Here is a 17,020-nt window from a genome sequence, read left to right as displayed (position 1 = left end):
AATGGAACCCACTTGCCCCCCGCTTCCGACGCATTCGTGTTCTTCGGCGCCACCGGCGACCTCGCCTACAAGAAGATCTTTCCCGCGCTCCAGGCAATGGTGGCGCGAGGCGACCTCGATATCCCGGTGATCGGCGTGGCCCGCGCCGGCTGGACGGTGGATCAGCTGCGCGAACGCGCCCGCGACAGCATCGAGCACAACGGCGGGGTCGACGAGGCCGCTTTCGCCAAACTGGCTTCGCTGCTGCGCTACGTGGACGGCGACTACAACGATGCCGGCACCTTCGAACGCCTGCGCAAGGCGCTGGGCGACGCGCAGCGGCCGCTGCACTACCTCGCGATCCCGCCGAACCTGTTCGCGCCCGTAGTCCAGGCGCTCGACGCCAGCGGTTCCGCGAAAGGCGCGCGGGTGGTGGTGGAAAAGCCGTTCGGCCGCGACCTGGCCTCGGCCCGCGCGCTCAATGCCACGCTGCACGAAGTGTTCGACGAAGCCTCGATCTTCCGCATCGACCATTACCTGGGCAAGGAAGCGGTGCAGAACCTGCTGTACTTCCGCTTCGCCAACGCCTTCCTCGAACCGCTGTGGAATCGCGACCACGTCGACAACGTGCAGATCAGCATGGCCGAGGATTTCGGCGTGCAGGGCCGCGGCGGTTTCTACGACGGGGTCGGCGCGATCCGTGACGTGGTCCAGAACCATCTGCTGCAGGTGGTTGCGCTGCTGGCGATGAACGCACCGACCGGCCGCGATCCCGAGTCGATCCGCCTGGAGAAGCTGCGGTTGTTCCGCGCGATGCGGCCACTGCAGGCCGGCGAGCTGGTGCGCGGCCAGTTCCGCGGCTACCGTGACGAAGCGGGCGTGGCGAAGGATTCCGACGTCGAAACCTTCGCCGCGCTGCGCCTGCACATCGACACCTGGCGCTGGGCCGGCGTGCCGTTCTACATCCGCGCCGGCAAGTGCCTGCCGATCACCTCGACCCAGGTGGTCGTCGACCTCAAATGCCCGCCGATGGCGATCTTCGACGAGACCCTGCCGGCCCATTCGAACTATTTCCGCCTGCGCCTGAGCCCCGAGGTGGTAATCGCCACCGGCGTGCGGGTCAAGCGCGCCGGCGACGAGATGCGCGGCGAGGACGTCGAACTGACCGCCCGCCACCAGCACAGCGACGAGAAATCACCTTACGAGCGCCTGCTCGGCGACGCGATCCGCGGCGACACCGGGCTGTTCACCAGCGACGCCGCGGTGGAAGCCGCCTGGCGCGTGGTCGATCCCGTCCTGCGCGACCATCCCGCAGCGGAGCCCTACGAACCCGGCACCTGGGGCCCCGCATCCGCGGCTTCCATCGTCGAAGGCGAAGAGCGCTGGCACGATCCGCAGCCTGAGACGAGCGCGCCATGCTAGGCCACGAACCCGTCGCCGACGTGGTCTTCCTGCTGGATGTCGACAACACCCTGCTCGACAACGACCGCTTCAAGGCCGATCTCGACGCGCGCCTGCAGCGCGACTTCGGCCCCGACGGCCGCGCCGCCTATTGGGCCCTGTACGAAAGCGAGCGCCGCAGGCTGGGCTACGCCGATTACCTCGCCGCACTGCAGGCCTTCCGCGAGGGTCGCGAGGACGATCCAGACCTGCTGCGCATGTCTGGCTACATGCTCGACTATCCGTTCGCCGAGCGCGTCTACCCGGGCGCGCTGGAAGCGGTGGAACGGCTTCACGCAGTCGGCGTGCCGGTGATCCTGTCCGACGGCGACGTGGTGTTCCAGCCGCGCAAGGTGCAGCGCTCCGGACTATGGGAGGCGATGCGGGGCAGGGTGCTGATCTACCTGCACAAGCAGCACATGCTCGACGCAGTGCAACTGCGCTACCCGGCGCGACACTACGTGATGGTCGACGACAAGCCGAAGCTGCTGGCGGCGATGAAGTCCACGATGGGCGCGCGCCTGACCACCGTTTTCGTGCGCCAGGGACACTATGCCGACGAGGCCGCGGGCCAGCCGATCGAGCCGGCACCGGACATGGCCATCGACGACATCGGCGAACTGGCCACCTTCGACCTGCAACAATTCGGCCCTCGGGCCTGCCACCAGGCAGCGCCGGACGGCACGCCAGAATCCATATCGCAATGACAGGAACCGACATGACCCACCTGCAATCCCTGCGCGACCTCGGCCAGAGCCTGTGGCTGGACAACATCACCCGCGAGATCCTCGACGACGGCACGCTGCAGCGCTACATCGACGAGTACGGCATCACCGGCCTGACCTCCAACCCCACGATCTTCGACGAGGCGATCGGCAACAGCGGCGCCTACGACGCGGGCATCCGCGAGAAGGCCGCCGCAGACAAGCAAGGCGAAGCGCTGTTCATCGAGCTCGCACTGGAAGACCTGCGCCGCGCCGCGGACCTGTTCCGGCCCGCGTTCGACGCGACCGGCGGCGTCGATGGCTGGGTGTCGATGGAACTTTCGCCGCTGCTGGCCGCCGATACCGCCGGCAGCATCGAGGCCGCCAGCCGCATCCGCGCCGATGGCGCGCGCGACAACCTGTACGTCAAGATCCCGGGCACGCCCGAGGGCGTGCCGGCCATCGAGGAGTCGATCTTCGCCGGCGTGCCGATCAACGTGACCCTGCTGTTCTCCACGCAGCAGTACATGGCCGTTGCCGAAGCCTACATGCGCGGGATCGAACGCCGCATCGCCGCCGGGCTGGACCCGGTGGTCGGCTCGGTGGCTTCGCTGTTCATCAGCCGCTGGGACAAGGCCAGCGCGGCGCAGCTGCCGGTCGAACTGCACAACCGCCTCGGGATTGCCGTGGGTCAACAGACCTATCGTGCCTATCGCGAACTGCTGGCCTCGGATCGCTGGAAGAAGCTCGCGGCCGCCGGCGCGCGGCCGCAGCGCCTGCTGTGGGCCAGTACCGGCACCAAGGATCCGGCCGCGCCGGACACGCTCTACATCGAAGCGCTGGCCGCGCCGGACACCATCAACACGGTGCCGGAGAAAACCCTGCGCGCATTCGCCGACCACGGCAAGGTGGACGGTGCGATGGCCGAAGACGGCGGCGACTTCGCCGACACGCTGGGCAAGATCACCGCAGCCGGCGTCGACATCGACGCGCTGGCCGGCCAGCTCCAGCGCGAAGGGGCCGATTCGTTCGTCAAATCCTGGCACCAGCTGATGCAGCGCATCGCCGACAAGGCGCAGGCGCTGGCCGGCAGCGGCGGCTGAGCAAGGGTGGCCATGGATACGTCGTCCCCCGGCAATCAGGTTCCGCTGACCCAGCGCCCGCAGTGGGCGGCGCTTGCGGCGCATGCACAGGCGTTTTCCGCCACCGGCCTGCGCGAACTGTTCGCCGCCGATCCGGCACGCGGGCAGAGATTCAGCGCCGAAGGGGCAGGCCTGTACCTCGACTACGCCAAGCAACGCATCGATGACACGACGCTGCGCCTGCTGCTGGACCTCGCCGAAGCCTGCAACCTCCGCGCACGCACCGCGGCGATGTTCGCCGGCAAGCGCATCAACCGCACCGAGGACCGCTCGGTGCTGCATGTGGCCCTGCGCATGCCGAAGGGCGAGCACCTGGACGTGGATGGCGTCGACGTGGTCGCGCAGGTACACGAAGTGCTCGACCGCATGGCCGCCTTCGCCGACCGCGTGCGCAGCGGGCAATGGACCGGCCATTCCGGCAAGCGCATCCGCAACGTGGTCAGCATCGGCATCGGCGGTTCCGACCTGGGACCGGTGATGGCGTATGAGGCGCTGCGCGACTTCAGCCAGCGCGACATGCACTTTGCGTTCGTTTCCAACGTCGACGGCACCGATTTCACCGAAGCCGTGCGTGGTCTGGACGCGGCCGAGACGCTGTTCATCGTCTGCTCCAAGACCTTCACCACGCTCGAGACGCTGGCCAATGCGCACGCCGCGCGTGCCTGGTGCCTCGATGCGTTCGGAGGCGACGAGGCCGCGGTCGCGAAGCACTTCGTCGCGGTCTCGACCAACGCCGAGGGCGTGCGCGGGTTCGGCATCGACACCGACAACATGTTCGGCTTCTGGGACTGGGTCGGCGGCCGCTACTCGATGGATTCGGCGATCGGTCTGTCGACCATGATCGCGATCGGCCCGGACAACTTCCGCGACATGCTGGCCGGGTTCCACGCGATGGACGCGCATTTCCGCGACACGCCGTTCGAGCGCAACCTGCCGGTGCTGATGGCATTGGTCGCGATCTGGAACAACGACTTCCTAGGCGCGGACACGGTGGCAGTGCTGCCGTATGCGCAGTATCTCAAGCGCTTTCCGGCCTACCTGCAGCAGCTGACGATGGAGAGCAATGGCAAGTCGGTGACACTCGACGGCCGTCGCGTCGACTACCCGACCGGCCCGGTGTACTGGGGCGAGCCGGGCACCAACGGCCAGCATTCGTTCTACCAGCTGATCCACCAGGGCACGCGGCTGGTGCCGTGCGACTTCATCGGCTTCTGCGAACCGCTCAGCCCCCTGCGCGAGCAGCACGACCTGCTGATGGCCAACCTGTTCGCGCAGGGCGAAGCGCTGGCGTTCGGCAAGACCGCCGACGAAGTCCGCGCCGAGGGCGTCGCCGAGGCGCTGGTACCGCACAGGACCTTCGAGGGCAACCGCCCGAGCAGCACGATCCTCGCGCAGCGGCTGACCCCGCACGCGCTCGGCGCGCTGGTCGCGCTGTACGAACACAGCGTGTTCGTGCAGGGCGTGGTCTGGGACATCGACTCCTTCGACCAGTGGGGTGTGGAGCTGGGCAAGGTATTGGCGAAACAGACTGCCAGCGAGTTGTCCACCCAAAACCCGCCCGAGCTCCGCCACGACAGCTCCACCAACGCGCTGATCCGGCGCTACCTCGAACAGCGGGGCACACGCTGATGGGCACGAACATCAGCCCGCTGGCGGGCAAGCCTGCACAGGCCGCGCAGTTGGTCGACATCGACAAACTGCTCGCGGCCTATTTCGACGTGAAGCCGGATCCGTCAGTCGCCGCGCAGCGCGTGGCGTTCGGCACCTCCGGCCATCGCGGCAGTTCGTTCGACGGCAGCTTCAACGAGTTCCACGTGCTGGCCATCACACAGGCCATCTGCGAGTACCGCAAGGCGCAGGGCATCGACGGGCCGCTGTTCCTCGGCATCGATACCCATGCGCTGTCCGCGCCGGCGCGCGACAGTGCGCTGGAAGTGCTGGCGGCCAACGGCGTGGAGGTGCGGATCGCGACAGGCGACGAGTACACGCCGACGCCCGCGATCTCGCACGCGATCCTCGTCCACAACCGCGGCCGCACATCAAACCTGGCGGACGGCATTGTCGTCACGCCTTCGCATAACCCGCCCGGCGACGGCGGCTTCAAGTACAACCCCGCCAACGGCGGGCCGGCCGACACCGCGATCACCCGCCAGGTGCAGGACCGCGCCAACGCACTGCTCGAAGCCGGCCTCAAGGGCGTGGCCCGCGTGCCGCTGGCGCAGGCGCGCAAGGCGGCGACCACGCGCGAACACGACTTCCTCGAACACTACGTCGAAGACCTGCGCAACGTGCTCGACTTCGACCTGATCCGCGGCTCCGGCATCCGCCTGGGCGTGGATCCGCTGGGCGGTGCCGGCGTGCACTACTGGGCGCGCATCGCAGAACGCTATTCGCTGGACCTCGACGTGGTCAGCGAACAGATCGACCCGACCTTCGCCTTCATGACCCTGGACTGGGACGGGCAGATACGCATGGACCCGTCCTCGCCGTACGCGATGCAGCGGCTGATCGGGATGAAGGACCGCTATGACGTCGCCTTCGCCTGCGACACCGACCACGACCGCCACGGCGTGGTGAGCAAGGCCGGGCTGCTGCCATCGAACCACTACATGGCGGCGATGGTCGACGACCTGTTCCGCCACCGCCTGCAGTGGGGCGCGGATGCCGCGGTCGGCAAGACCGTCGTCAGCAGCAGCATGATCGACCGCGTCGCCGCGCGACTGCAGCGCAAGCTGTACGAGACGCCTGTGGGCTTCAAGTGGTTCGCCGACGGCCTGTTCGACGGGTCGCTGGGCCTGGGCGGCGAGGAAAGCGCGGGCGCCAGCTTCCTGCGCCGCGACGGCAGCGTCTGGACGACCGACAAGGACGGCATGGCGCCGGCGCTGTTCGCCGCCGAACTCACCGCGCGCCACGGACATGATCCGGCCGAACACTATCGCGGCCTGTGCGATGCCTTCGGCGAGGCCTTCTTCGACCGCGTCGAAGCGCCGGCCAGCGCGCAGCAGAAGCAGGTGCTGGCAAAGCTCGCGCCAGGGCAACTCAATGCCGACACGCTCGCCGGCGCGCCCATCCGCCAGGTGCTGGACAAGGCGCCGGGCAACGACGCGCCGATCGGCGGCATCAAGGTCGTCGCCGACAACGGCTGGTTCGCCGCGCGGCCGTCGGGCACCGAGGATATCTACAAGATCTACGGCGAAAGCTTCGAAAGCCGCGCACATTTGCAGGCGATCCTTGCCGAGGCGCAGGGGATCGTGGATGCGGCGCTGGCATCGGCCCCGGGCAAGGAGCCGTAACCCCGCGCCCCTGCCAGGCGCGCTGCGAGGAGGACATCCATGTCACCCGCCCATCCATCCGACACCATCGACCAGCGCTGCATCGACACGCTGCGCTTCCTTTCCGTCGACATGGTGCAGAAGGCCGACAGCGGCCACCCCGGCCTGCCGCTCGGCGCCGCGCCAATGGCCTACGTGCTGTGGCAGCACTTCCTGAAGCACAACCCGGCCAACCCGCTGTGGCCGGACCGCGACCGCTTCGTGCTCTCCGCGGGCCACGGCTCGGCGCTGCTGTACAGCCTGCTGCACGTCACCGGCTACGACCTGCCGCTCGACGAGATCAAGCGCTTCCGGCAATGGGGCAGCAAGGCTCCGGGGCATCCCGAGCGCGGCCACACGCCGGGCGTCGAGGTCACCACCGGGCCGCTCGGGCAGGGCCTGGCCAACGCCGTAGGCATGGCGATGGCCGAGGCGCAGCTGGCGGCGCGCTACAACCGTCCCGGCCACGTCGTCGTCAACCATCGCACCTGGGTGATTGCCAGCGACGGCGACCTGATGGAGGGAGTCGCTTCCGAAGCCGCGTCGTTCGCCGGGCACCTGCAGCTCGGCAAGCTCAACGTGCTGTACGACGACAACAGCGTGACGCTCGCCGCCGGCACCGACATCACCTTCACCGAAGATCGCGCTGCGCGCTTCGCCGCCTACGGCTGGCACGTGCAGACAGTGGACGACGGCAACGACGTGGCCGCCATCGAACAGGCCCTGCAGCGGGCGCGCGACGAAACCACGCGACCCTCGCTGGTGCTGGTGCGCACCCACATCGGCTACGGCTCGCCCGAGCAGGACAGCTACAAGGCGCACGGTTCGCCGCTGGGCGAAAAGGACGTCGCGGCTACCAAGCGCAAGCTCGGCTGGCCGGAACAGCCGCCGTTCCTGCTGCCCGACGACGCGATCGCGCACTTCCGTTCCGCACTCGACCGCGGCAAGCGCGAACAAGACGCGTGGCAGCGGCGTTTCGACGCCTATGCCGAGGCCTTCGCCGATGAAGCGCGCGAACTGCGCACCAGCCTCGAAGCGAAGTTACCCGACGGCTGGGACGCCGACATCCCGGTGTTCCCCGCCGACGCAAAGGGCATAGCCACGCGCGAGGCCGGGGGCAAGGTGCTGTCGGCGATCGCACCGAATCTCCCGGCGTTGACCGGCGGCTCCGCGGATCTGGACCCTTCGACCTACACCGCGGTGAAAGGCCTGGGCGACTTCGACCCGCGTGCCACGCCCGGCGAGGACGAGCAGGGATCCACCGGCGGCGGCTGGAGTCATGCCGGCCGCAACCTGCACTTCGGCGTGCGCGAACACGCGATGGGCGCGATCTGCAACGGCATGGCCGCGCACGGCGGCATCATTCCCTACGACGCGACCTTCCTGATTTTCTCCGACTACATGCGTCCGCCGATGCGCCTGGCGGCGCTGATGCACCTGCACGTGGTGCACGTGTTCACCCACGACAGCATCGCCCTGGGCGAGGACGGGCCCACCCACCAGCCGGTCGAGCAGCTGGCAGGGCTGCGTTCGGTGCCGGAGCTGCTGGTGATCCGGCCCGCCGACGCCAATGAAACGGCCGTCGCCTGGCGCGTCGCGCTGGAAGCGAAGGACCACCCGGTCGCGCTGGCGCTGTCGCGGCAGAAGGTGCCGACACTCGACCGCGGCAGGTACGCAGCGGCCGACGGCGTGCGCAAGGGGGCCTATGTCCTGCTCGATGCCGACGGCGGCAAGCCCGATGTCGTCGTGATCGGCACCGGCGCGGAAACCGGCCTCGCGCTGGCCGCCGTGGAAGCATTGCAGGGCGAGGGCATCTCGGCTCGCGCCGTGTCGATGCCCAGCTGGGAACTGTTCGACCGGCAGCCACAGGCCTATCGCGATTCTGTGCTGCCGCCCTCGGTAGGCGCACGGCTGGCGGTGGAGGCAGGCTCGCCGCAGGGCTGGCACCGCTATGTCGGCGACCGTGGCGACGTGCTCGGCGTCGACCGGTTTGGCGCGTCTGCGCCGGGAAGCGAGATGCTCGAACGTTACGGCTTCACCGTCGACAACGTCTGCGCGCGGGCGCGCAAGCTGCTCGGAAAGGAGGCGACCTGATGGCACACGAATTCAAGGTCGGCGACCACGTGACGTGGAACTCCGAGGCCGGCCACGTCAGCGGCACGATCATCAAGGTGCACGTCAAGGACTTCGACTGGCACGGCTATACCCGGCACTGCAGCAAGGACGACCCGCAGTACGAGATCAAAAGCGACAAGACCGACCACGTGGCCGTGCACAAGGGCGGGGCGCTGAAGAAGTCGAAATCCTGACGGCTGGTTCCTGATTGCCGGTTGCGTGTTGGTTGCTCTTGTAGGAGCGGCTTCAGCCGCGAGCTTTTGCTCCCTCCCCTGCGAAGCCAGGGGAGGTCGAGGAGGGGTGCTTAGAGGTGCCCTCGGCAGCTTCGCAGGGAGAGGGGCCGTAGCGAAAAGCTCGCGGCTGAAGCCGCTCCTACAAGTGCAAGTGCAAGTGCGATTACGCAAAGCAGCCTGTGGCTACTCCTTCTTCATCGCATGCCCACCGAACTCGTTGCGCATCGCCGACAGCAGCTTGTCGGCGAACGAGTCGCTGTCGCGCGAGCGCAGGCGTTCGATCAGCGACTGGGTGATCACCGGCGCCGGCACGTCGAGGTCGATCGCCTCGGCCACGGTCCAGCGGCCTTCGCCGGAGTCGGGCACGAACGGGGCGATGCCGTCCATCTTCGGATTCTTGTCGAGCGCATTGGCGGTCAGGTCCAGCAGCCACGAGCGCACGACGCTGCCCTGGCGCCAGATCTCGGCGACCTGGTGCAGGTCGAGGCCGAAGTCGGTCTTGTGGCCGAGGATCGAGAAGCCTTCCGCATACGCCTGCATCAGTCCGTACTCGATGCCGTTGTGGACCATCTTGGTGAAGTGGCCCGAGCCGACCGGACCAACGCGGCCCCAGCCCTGGTCCTTGCCCGGCGCCAGGGTCTCGAAGATCGGGCGCAGGCGCTCGACCGCGTCCTTCTCGCCGCCCACCATCATGCTGTAGCCCTCGGCCAGCCCCCACACGCCACCGCTGGTGCCGCAGTCGATGTAGTGCAGCCCCTTGTCGGCGACGGCCCTGGCGCGGTCCAGCGTGTTCTTGTAGTTGGAGTTGCCGCCGTCGACGATCGTGTCGCCCGGCGCCAGCAGCTTCATCAATGCATCGACGGTACTGCCGGTGATGTCGCCGGCCGGCACCATCATCCAGACCACGCGCGGCGCCGGCAGCTTGCCGACCAGTTCCTCCAGCGAAGCGGCCGATCCCGCGCCGAACGCCTCCACGCGCGCGCGCGCCTCCGGGTTGGGGTCGAAGCCGACCACGCGATGGCCGCCACCTGCCAGGCGCTGCGCCATGTTCGCGCCCATCTTGCCCAAGCCGATCATGCCGAGTTCCATTGTTTCTTCCCTCATTTCTGCAGTCGATGGATTGAAGCGGATGGCGCGCCCGTTGTGATGATGCCGCACCCGCCGCCCGCGATGTTCGTTATTTCCGTGGCGACACCGGATGCTCCCGGCACCAGGCCCGCGCCGCCGCCCCGATCGCGGACGATTCGGTGGGGTAGGGATGGATGACCCGTGCCAGCCCGCGCACGCCGACCCCGTTGACCATGGCCTGGGTGACCTGTCCGATCAGCTCGCCGGCACAGCGGGAGACGATCGTCGCGCCCAGGATCCGGTCCGAGCCGTCGGCGACGTGGAGCTTGATGAAGCCGACATCGTCGCCGTCGAGCACCGCCCGGTCCACCACGTGCAGCGGGATCGTGCTGGTCGAGACGGCGATGTCGCGGCGCATCGCCTCGCGCACGTAGAGGCCGACGTGCGCGATCTCCGGGTCGGTGTACGTGCACCAGGGGATGACCAGGTCGTCCAGCACCTGCTGCTCGCCGCGCAGCGCATTGGCCACCGCCATGCGCGCGGTGGCCACCGCGACATGGGTGAAGCGTTGCGCCATGCAGGCGTCGCCGGCCGCGTAGATCGCGGGGTTGTCCGTGCGCAGGTGCTCGTCGACACGGATGCCATGGACGGCATCGTGGCGCACGCCCGCCGCATCCAGCCCCATGTCATCGATGCGCGGCACCCGACCGGTGCCGACCAGCACCGCATCGGCAGCCACGCTGGTCACGTAGTCGTCGCTGCGCAGGTCGGCGTGGATCTCGTCCCCGACGCGGCGCACGGCGGTCACTTCGGTGTTCAGACGCACCTCGATCCCGTCGCGCGCGAATGCCACCGAAAGGATCTGCGCGGCGTCGCGCTCCTCGTGCGGCAGGAACAGCGGCATGTGCTGGACGATGATCACGCTGCTGCCGAAGCGGCGGAACACCTGTGCCAGCTCGCAACCCAGCGGGCCGCCACCGATGACCAGCATCCGCCGCGGCAGGGACTGGATGCCGAAGATGGTTTCGTTGGTGAAGTAGCCCACGTCGCGCAGGCCGGGGATGTCGGGCACGTCGGGCTCGGCGCCGGTCGCGATCAACGCCTTGTCGAAGCGCAGCTGCACGCCATCGAGATCGAGCCGGTCGGGGGCCTTGAACATGGCATGGCCGAAGAACAGGTCGATGCCGGCTTCCTTCAGCATCCGCGGCGAGGTCGCGCGGCTCAGGCGCGCGCGCAGCAGCAGCACGCGCTCCATCGCGGCGTGGAAGTCCACCTCGATACGTGGCGGCACGACGGCGCCGTAGTTGCGGGCATTGCGCATCTCCGCGTAGGCGCGGCCGGTGCGAACCAGGGCCTTGGACGGTTCGCAGCCGAAGTTGAGCCGGTCGCCGCCGAGCAGGTCGCGCTCGACCAGCGCGACGCGTGTGCCGGTGGCTGCGGCTTCCTGCGCAGCTGCCAGCCCCGCGGCGCCGGCACCAACCACGACCAGCCCGTAGCGGTCCGCAGGCTCGGGGTTGCGCCACTGCGCGGGGCGAGTGTTGTGGCGAAGCTCGTCGCGGACGGCCGGATCGACCGCGATGCCGGCGCCGGAATCGCGATGGTGCATCAGGCTTCCTCCCGGTCGCGCGCGGCCGCATCCAGCCAGCCGCCGTCGAAGCCGGCGCGGCGCAGCCCGTCGACGATGCAGCGGCAGCCGCGCATCAGTTCCCAGAACATCCCGGTGCGGTGGTTCTCGATCATCAGCACGATGATTCCCTGGTCCAGCCCGAACAGGCCCGGCGACACCCAGACGCGCCCATCGCGATCGCGCAGGTCGGCATTGAAGCCGCTGGTGAAGCCGTGTTCGTGGACGATTTCCGGGTGGCGATCGCACATCGTGCGGATCGCAGCCAGCGCGAGGTCGGGCTCGAACGGCAGGCAGGCCAGCACCGCCGGCGGCGACAGGGTGCCGTCGTCCGGCCCGTAGGGCACGCCGCGGGCGGTGTAGCCGAACAGGTGGCGCGGCTCGGCATCGGCCTCCTGCACTTCGTCGCTAGGCCCCTCGCAGGCGCTGAATCCCCAGCAGTCCTCATCGTAGCCGGCGTGGCCGCGCGGGTTGATGCACGCATAGGCGCGCTGCACGTGGACGGCGCGGCGGCTGTTCTCGAAGTAGTCGCACTGCTTGCCGCGCATGAAGCGGTCGCGGATGCCGCGAAAGTCGATCCATGCGTGCGAGAACTGGTGGATGAACAGCGGCCCGGCATACAGGAAGCCGTGGCCGTAGAGGTTTTCCCATTGGTAGGTGCTGGTCCAGGCGTGGAAGCAGTCGTCGCCGATCGGGTGCGTAGGCGACCCGAGGGCCAGCACGTACAGCATGATCGCCTCGCTGTAGCCCTCCCAGCCGTAGTGCAGGAAGCCGCATTCGGGCTTCCAGCCCTGCATGATCGTGCTGCCGCCGTTCTGCGACCAGCGCCAGTCGATGCGCCGGTACAGCAGGTCGACGATCCCGCGCAGCTCCGCCTCGGCGGGGATGTCGGCGTCGAAGTAGCGGCTCGCGGCCAGCGCGCCGACGATCAGCAGCGCGGTGTCGATCATCGACAACTCGCAGCGCCACACGCGGGTGCCGGCGTCGCGGTCGAGGAAGTGGAAATAGAACCCCTTGTAGCCGGTGGAACCGGCGGTGCCGTCCTGGTTGCTGTCGCGGAAGAAGCGCAGCGCCGCGGTGCAGTGTTCGACCGCTTCCGCGCGCCCGATCCAGCCGCGCTCGACCGCCACCGGGTACGACGACAGCGCGAACCCGACCACCGCGATGCTGACCGGCGAACCGGCACGCGACGTGTCGGCATACAGGCCGTTGGCGGGATTGCGGTTGCGCAGGAAATAGCCGAAGGCCGCCCGCTGGTAGCGGTCGAGCAGTGCGTCGGCCGCCATGGCCGGCAGAGGCTGCATCCCGTCGTCGACGATGGCCGCGGCATTGGCCGCGACGGCCGCGGCGGCGCTGTTGTGGATCGTCTTCGGCACCTTGCAGCGCAGTGTAGGCGGCGTTTCGTTAGCTCGCCATGAGCGTTGACCCGGCCATGACCGCGAACGTGTCATAAAGGGCAATCGCCCGGGAGGAGTCCACGTTCCATGCACGATCACGCTTCCGGGAGAACGGCGCCTTCGGCCTCCCGCCAGGCACCACGCTTGCAGTTGCTCTCGAACGGCCACCACACCGTGATGTTGACCGCGTCCGGCGCCGGCTACAGCCAATGGCGCGATTGTGCGATTACGCGCTGGCGCGCGGACCCGACCTGCGACGACCGCGGCTGCTGGCTCTACCTGCGCGACGTCGACGGCGGTGCGACCTGGTCCGCAGGGCTGCAACCGGTCGGCGGCACGCCGGACGACCATGCGGTCGAGTTCGACGCCGACCGCGTGTGCATCCGCCGCCGCGACGGCGACATCGAGACCACCACCGAAGTGCTGGTCGCGGGCGACGCCGACGCGGACGTGCGGCGCATCACGCTGCGCAACGACGGCGACCGCGAACGCACCGTCGAACTGACCACCTATGCCGAGCTGGTGCTGGCCCCGTCCCAGGGCGATGCGGCGCACCCTGCGTTCTCGAAGATGTTCGTGCGCACCGAATGGCTGGCCGAGCGCCAGTTGCTGCTGGCCACGCGCCGGGTACGCAGCCCGGGCGACCCCTCGGCCTGCGCCGCGCAGTGGCTCGACGTGGAAAGCGGGACCAGCGACGGACCGCAGTGGGAAACCGATCGCGCGCGCATCATCGGCCGAGGCGGTAACCAGCGCATGCCTGCGGCGCTGGCGACGCCAGAACTCCCCGGAACCGTTGGCACCGTGCTCGACCCCGTGTTCTGCCTGCGCCGGCGCGTGCGCCTCGCGCCGGGCGGGTCCGCCACGCTGCAGTTGTGGACGGTGGCCGCAGAATCCAGGGAAGAAGTGCTGGCGGTCGCGGACCGCTTCCGCGACGCTGGCGCCTTTGCGCGTGCATCGCAAAGTGCGTCGCGGCATTCACAGGCCCGGTTGGCCGGGTTCGGCATCGACGACGCGCAGGCGCAGCGCTTCCAGCGCCTCGCATCCGCGCTGCTGTATGCGGACCCGCCACTGCGCGCCGCGCCCGACCTGCTCGCGGCGGGGCAGGGCGGTGCACCCACGCTGTGGGCCGGCGGCATCTCCGGCGACCGCCCCATCGTGCTGTTGCGGATCGAGGACGACGCCGGGCTCGCGCTGGTGGACGAGCTGCTGCGCGCCAGCGCGTACTGGCAGGCGCATGGCGTGGACGCCGACCTGGTGGTGCTCGCCGAAGCGGCCGACGATGAGGCAGCTGCATTCCAGGCCTCGTTGCAGGCCTGCCTGGACGCGCACGCGAAACGGTTCCCGCCGGAGGACGGCAAGCCGAACCTGTTTGCGCTGCGCGCCGACCAGGCCACGCCGGCACTGCAGGCAGGCCTGGCGACGGCCGCCGCCATCGTCCTCGACCAGCGCGACGGACCACTCGCCGTGCAGGTCGACGCGCTGCCGGCCGGCGCGGATGCGACCGATAGCGCAGCCGTGGTCGCGGCAAGCGTCGGTTCGCGCCCGACGCACGGCGAACCCGACAACGCCATCAAGTCCACCATCGAGGGCAGCCTCGAATTCTTCAACGGCCACGGCGGCTTCGCCGAGAACGGCCGCGAGTACGTGACGATCATCCGCAACGGCGTGCTGCCGCCAATGCCGTGGCTCAACGTGGTCGCCAACCCAGATTTCGGCTTCACTGCCACCGAGGCCGGCGGTGGCTACGCCTGGTCGCAGAACAGCCAGCGCAATCCGATCACGCCGTGGGCCAACGATCCGGTCTCCGATCCGCCGCAGGAAGTGCTGTACGTGCGCGACGAGGACGACCGCCGCCTGTTCACCGCTACCGCGCTGCCGCGCTGCGGCGACGACGGCGAGTACGTCGCCCGCCACGGCCACGGCTACAGCCGCTTCCAGCACGCCGAACACGGGATCGAACTCGACCTGCTTCAGTACGTACCGGTCGACGACGGCCTCAAGATCTCGCGCCTGCGGCTGCGCAACCGCTCCGGGCGCACGCGGACGCTCTCGGTCACCGCATTCGTGCAGTGGGCACTGGGGCCGAACGGGACCCGGCCGGCGCCCTTCATCGCCACCACGATGGATACGGACACCGGCGCGTTGTTCGCCAGCAATGCCTGGCGGGCGGAGTTCGGCGAACGCGTGGCCTTCATCGACCTGCGCGGGCGTCAGGCGTCGCACGGCGGCGACCGCCTCGACTTCATCGGCCGCCACGGCGACCTCGCTTCACCCGCGGCGCTGCGCACCGGCGCGCCGTTGTCGGGCCGCACCGGCGCCGGCCTGGATCCGTGCGGCGCGCTGCAGGCCCGCATCGAACTGCCGGCGGACGGCGAAGACGAAGTCGTGCTGCTGCTCGGTGATGCAGCCGACGCCGACGCCGCGCGCGAGCTGGTGCGAAGGTATCGCGACGCCGATCTCGACGCGGTCCTGCAGGCGGCCACGCAACAGTGGAACGACATCCTCGGCACCGTGCAGGTGCGCACACCGGACCGCGCGATGGACCTGCTGCTCAACGGCTGGCTGCTGTACCAGGCGCTGTGCTGCCGGGTCTGGGCCCGCACCGCCTACTACCAGGCCAGCGGCGCCTATGGCTTCCGCGACCAGCTGCAGGACGTGATGGCCACCTGCATCGCGCGCCCGGACGAAACCCGCGCGCAGCTGCTGCGCGCCGCGGGACGCCAGTTCGAGGAAGGCGACGTGCAGCACTGGTGGCTGCCGCCCGGCGGCGACGGCATCCGCACGCGGATGACCGACGACCGCCTGTGGCTGCCGTTCGTGGCCTGCCACTACATGAACACCACCGGCGACACCGCGGTGCTCGACACGCGCCAGCCTTTCATCGAAGGACCGCAGGTCGAACCCGGCGCGCACGAGGCCTATTACCGGCCGACCACTGCCGACACCGACGCCAGCCTCTACGAACACTGTGCGCGTGCGATCGACATCAGTCTCACGCTTGGCGCACATGACCTGCCGCTGTTCGGCACCGGCGACTGGAACGACGGCATGAACCGGGTCGGTGAGCAGGGCAGGGGTGAGAGTTCGTGGCTGGGCTGGTTCCTGTGCGCCACCATCGATGCCTTCGCGCCTTACGCGAAGGCGCGCGGCGAGCCGGAACGCGCAGCACGCTGGGAACAGGTTGCGGAAACCGTGCGCAAGGGGCTCGATGCGGGCGGCTGGGACGGGCAGTGGTACCGCCGCGGCTACTACGACGATGGCACCCCGCTGGGTTCGCACGAAAGCCAGGAGTGCCGCATCGACGCCATCGCGCAGTCGTGGAGCGTAATCGCCGGCGGCGGCGATCCCGAACACGCGGCTTCGGCGATGGAACAGGTCGAGCGCCAGCTGATCCTGCGCGACGAGAAGCTCGCGCTGCTGTTCACGCCACCGTTGCAGCACACCGAGCACGACCCGGGCTACATCAAGGCCTATCCGTCGGGCCTGCGCGAGAACGGCGGCCAGTACACGCACGGTTCGCAATGGTCGATCTTCGCCTTCTCGAAACTGGGCGACGGCGATCGCGCGTTCGACCTGTTCTCGCTGATCAACCCCATCCACCATGCTTCGACGCGGGAAGGCGTGGCCCGCTACAAGGTCGAGCCCTACGTCGCGGCCGCCGATGTGTACTCGGTCGAACCGCACGTCGGCCGCGGCGGCTGGACCTGGTACACCGGTTCCGGTGCGTGGCTGTACCGGGCCGGGCTCGAGGCGATCCTGAGCTTCCACCTGCAGGGCGACCACCTGCGGCTCGATCCCTGCATCCCCGGCAGCTGGCCGGGTTTCTCGATCGACTACCGCCACGGCGGCAGCCGCTACCTGATCGAAGTCGCCAACCCGCATGGCGTCTGCCGCGGCATCGCCCGCTGCGAACTCGATGGCCGCGCGCTCGATGTCGACCCGTGCGTGATACCGCTGCAGGACGACGGCGCCGTGCATCACGTAGTCGTCGAACTCGGCGGCTGACA

The 17,020-nt window shown here is 68.9% G+C and carries 11 protein-coding genes; 8 read left to right on the top strand and 3 right to left on the bottom strand.

All coding sequences use genetic code 11. From position 1 onward, the window contains the following. Window positions 1–12 precede the first annotated feature (12 nt). The 7 genes from zwf to ACTJIL_RS04915 are packed head-to-tail and all read left to right on the top strand — an operon-like array spanning window position 13 to window position 8,885. Window positions 13–1,401: a glucose-6-phosphate dehydrogenase gene (zwf, locus tag ACTJIL_RS04945; protein ID WP_440754454.1), complete on the top strand. Its 1,389-nt coding sequence runs from the start codon at window positions 13–15 to the stop codon at window positions 1,399–1,401. Beyond that, entirely contained in the window at window positions 1,395–2,126 is a 732-nt protein-coding gene (locus ACTJIL_RS04940; protein WP_440754453.1) for an HAD family hydrolase, read from the top strand. The genes zwf and ACTJIL_RS04940 overlap by 7 nt, the downstream gene beginning before the upstream one ends. Before the next feature lie 11 nt (window positions 2,127–2,137). Continuing rightward, window positions 2,138–3,226 carry a transaldolase gene (tal, locus tag ACTJIL_RS04935; RefSeq protein ID WP_440754452.1) on the top strand — a complete coding sequence of 363 codons (1,089 nt, stop codon included), beginning with the start codon at window positions 2,138–2,140 and terminating at the stop codon, window positions 3,224–3,226. 12 nt (window positions 3,227–3,238) lie between these two features. Beyond that, window positions 3,239–4,894: a glucose-6-phosphate isomerase gene (pgi, locus tag ACTJIL_RS04930; protein WP_440754451.1), complete on the top strand. Its 1,656-nt coding sequence runs from the start codon at window positions 3,239–3,241 to the stop codon at window positions 4,892–4,894. Continuing rightward, window positions 4,894–6,558 carry a phosphoglucomutase (alpha-D-glucose-1,6-bisphosphate-dependent) gene (gene pgm / locus ACTJIL_RS04925; RefSeq protein ID WP_440754450.1) on the top strand — a complete coding sequence of 555 codons (1,665 nt, stop codon included), beginning with the start codon at window positions 4,894–4,896 and terminating at the stop codon, window positions 6,556–6,558. The genes pgi and pgm overlap by 1 nt, the downstream gene beginning before the upstream one ends. Before the next feature lie 39 nt (window positions 6,559–6,597). Continuing rightward, window positions 6,598–8,670 carry a transketolase gene (gene tkt, locus ACTJIL_RS04920; protein WP_440754449.1) on the top strand — a complete coding sequence of 691 codons (2,073 nt, stop codon included), beginning with the start codon at window positions 6,598–6,600 and terminating at the stop codon, window positions 8,668–8,670. Continuing rightward, window positions 8,670–8,885: a DUF2945 domain-containing protein gene (locus tag ACTJIL_RS04915; protein WP_440754448.1), complete on the top strand. Its 216-nt coding sequence runs from the start codon at window positions 8,670–8,672 to the stop codon at window positions 8,883–8,885. The genes tkt and ACTJIL_RS04915 overlap by 1 nt, the downstream gene beginning before the upstream one ends. Before the next feature lie 222 nt (window positions 8,886–9,107). Here the strand turns inward: ACTJIL_RS04915 and gnd are convergent, their stop codons facing one another. The 3 genes from gnd to ACTJIL_RS04900 all read right to left on the bottom strand — a co-directional run bounded on the left by gnd (window position 9,108) and on the right by ACTJIL_RS04900 (window position 12,992). Continuing rightward, window positions 9,108–10,028, bottom strand: a complete 921-nt coding sequence (gnd, locus tag ACTJIL_RS04910) for a phosphogluconate dehydrogenase (NAD(+)-dependent, decarboxylating) (RefSeq protein ID WP_440754447.1) — start codon at window positions 10,026–10,028, stop codon at window positions 9,108–9,110. Window positions 10,029–10,101: 73 nt separating this feature from the next. Next, the gene (locus ACTJIL_RS04905) at window positions 10,102–11,598 is read right to left on the bottom strand and encodes a mercuric reductase (RefSeq protein ID WP_440754446.1); all 1,497 of its coding nucleotides are present in this window, start codon (window positions 11,596–11,598) and stop codon (window positions 10,102–10,104) included. Next, complete coding sequence (locus ACTJIL_RS04900) at window positions 11,598–12,992, bottom strand: glucoamylase family protein (protein WP_440754445.1); 1,395 nt, start codon at window positions 12,990–12,992, stop codon at window positions 11,598–11,600. Before ACTJIL_RS04900 ends, ACTJIL_RS04905 begins: the two co-directional genes overlap by 1 nt. 165 nt (window positions 12,993–13,157) lie before the next feature. Here ACTJIL_RS04900 and ACTJIL_RS04895 point away from each other — a divergent pair, with 165 nt between their 5' ends. Next, window positions 13,158–17,018, top strand: coding sequence for a GH36-type glycosyl hydrolase domain-containing protein (locus tag ACTJIL_RS04895; RefSeq protein ID WP_440754444.1), 3,861 nt, complete (start codon window positions 13,158–13,160; stop codon window positions 17,016–17,018). Window positions 17,019–17,020: the final 2 nt, after the last annotated feature.

It is taken from the genome of Luteimonas sp. 22616 (genome assembly GCF_052044325.1).
Lineage (GTDB): Bacteria > Pseudomonadota > Gammaproteobacteria > Xanthomonadales > Xanthomonadaceae > Luteimonas.
The sequence above is the reverse complement of the archived record's forward strand: the minus strand, read 5'-3'. Positions and strand labels throughout refer to the sequence as shown.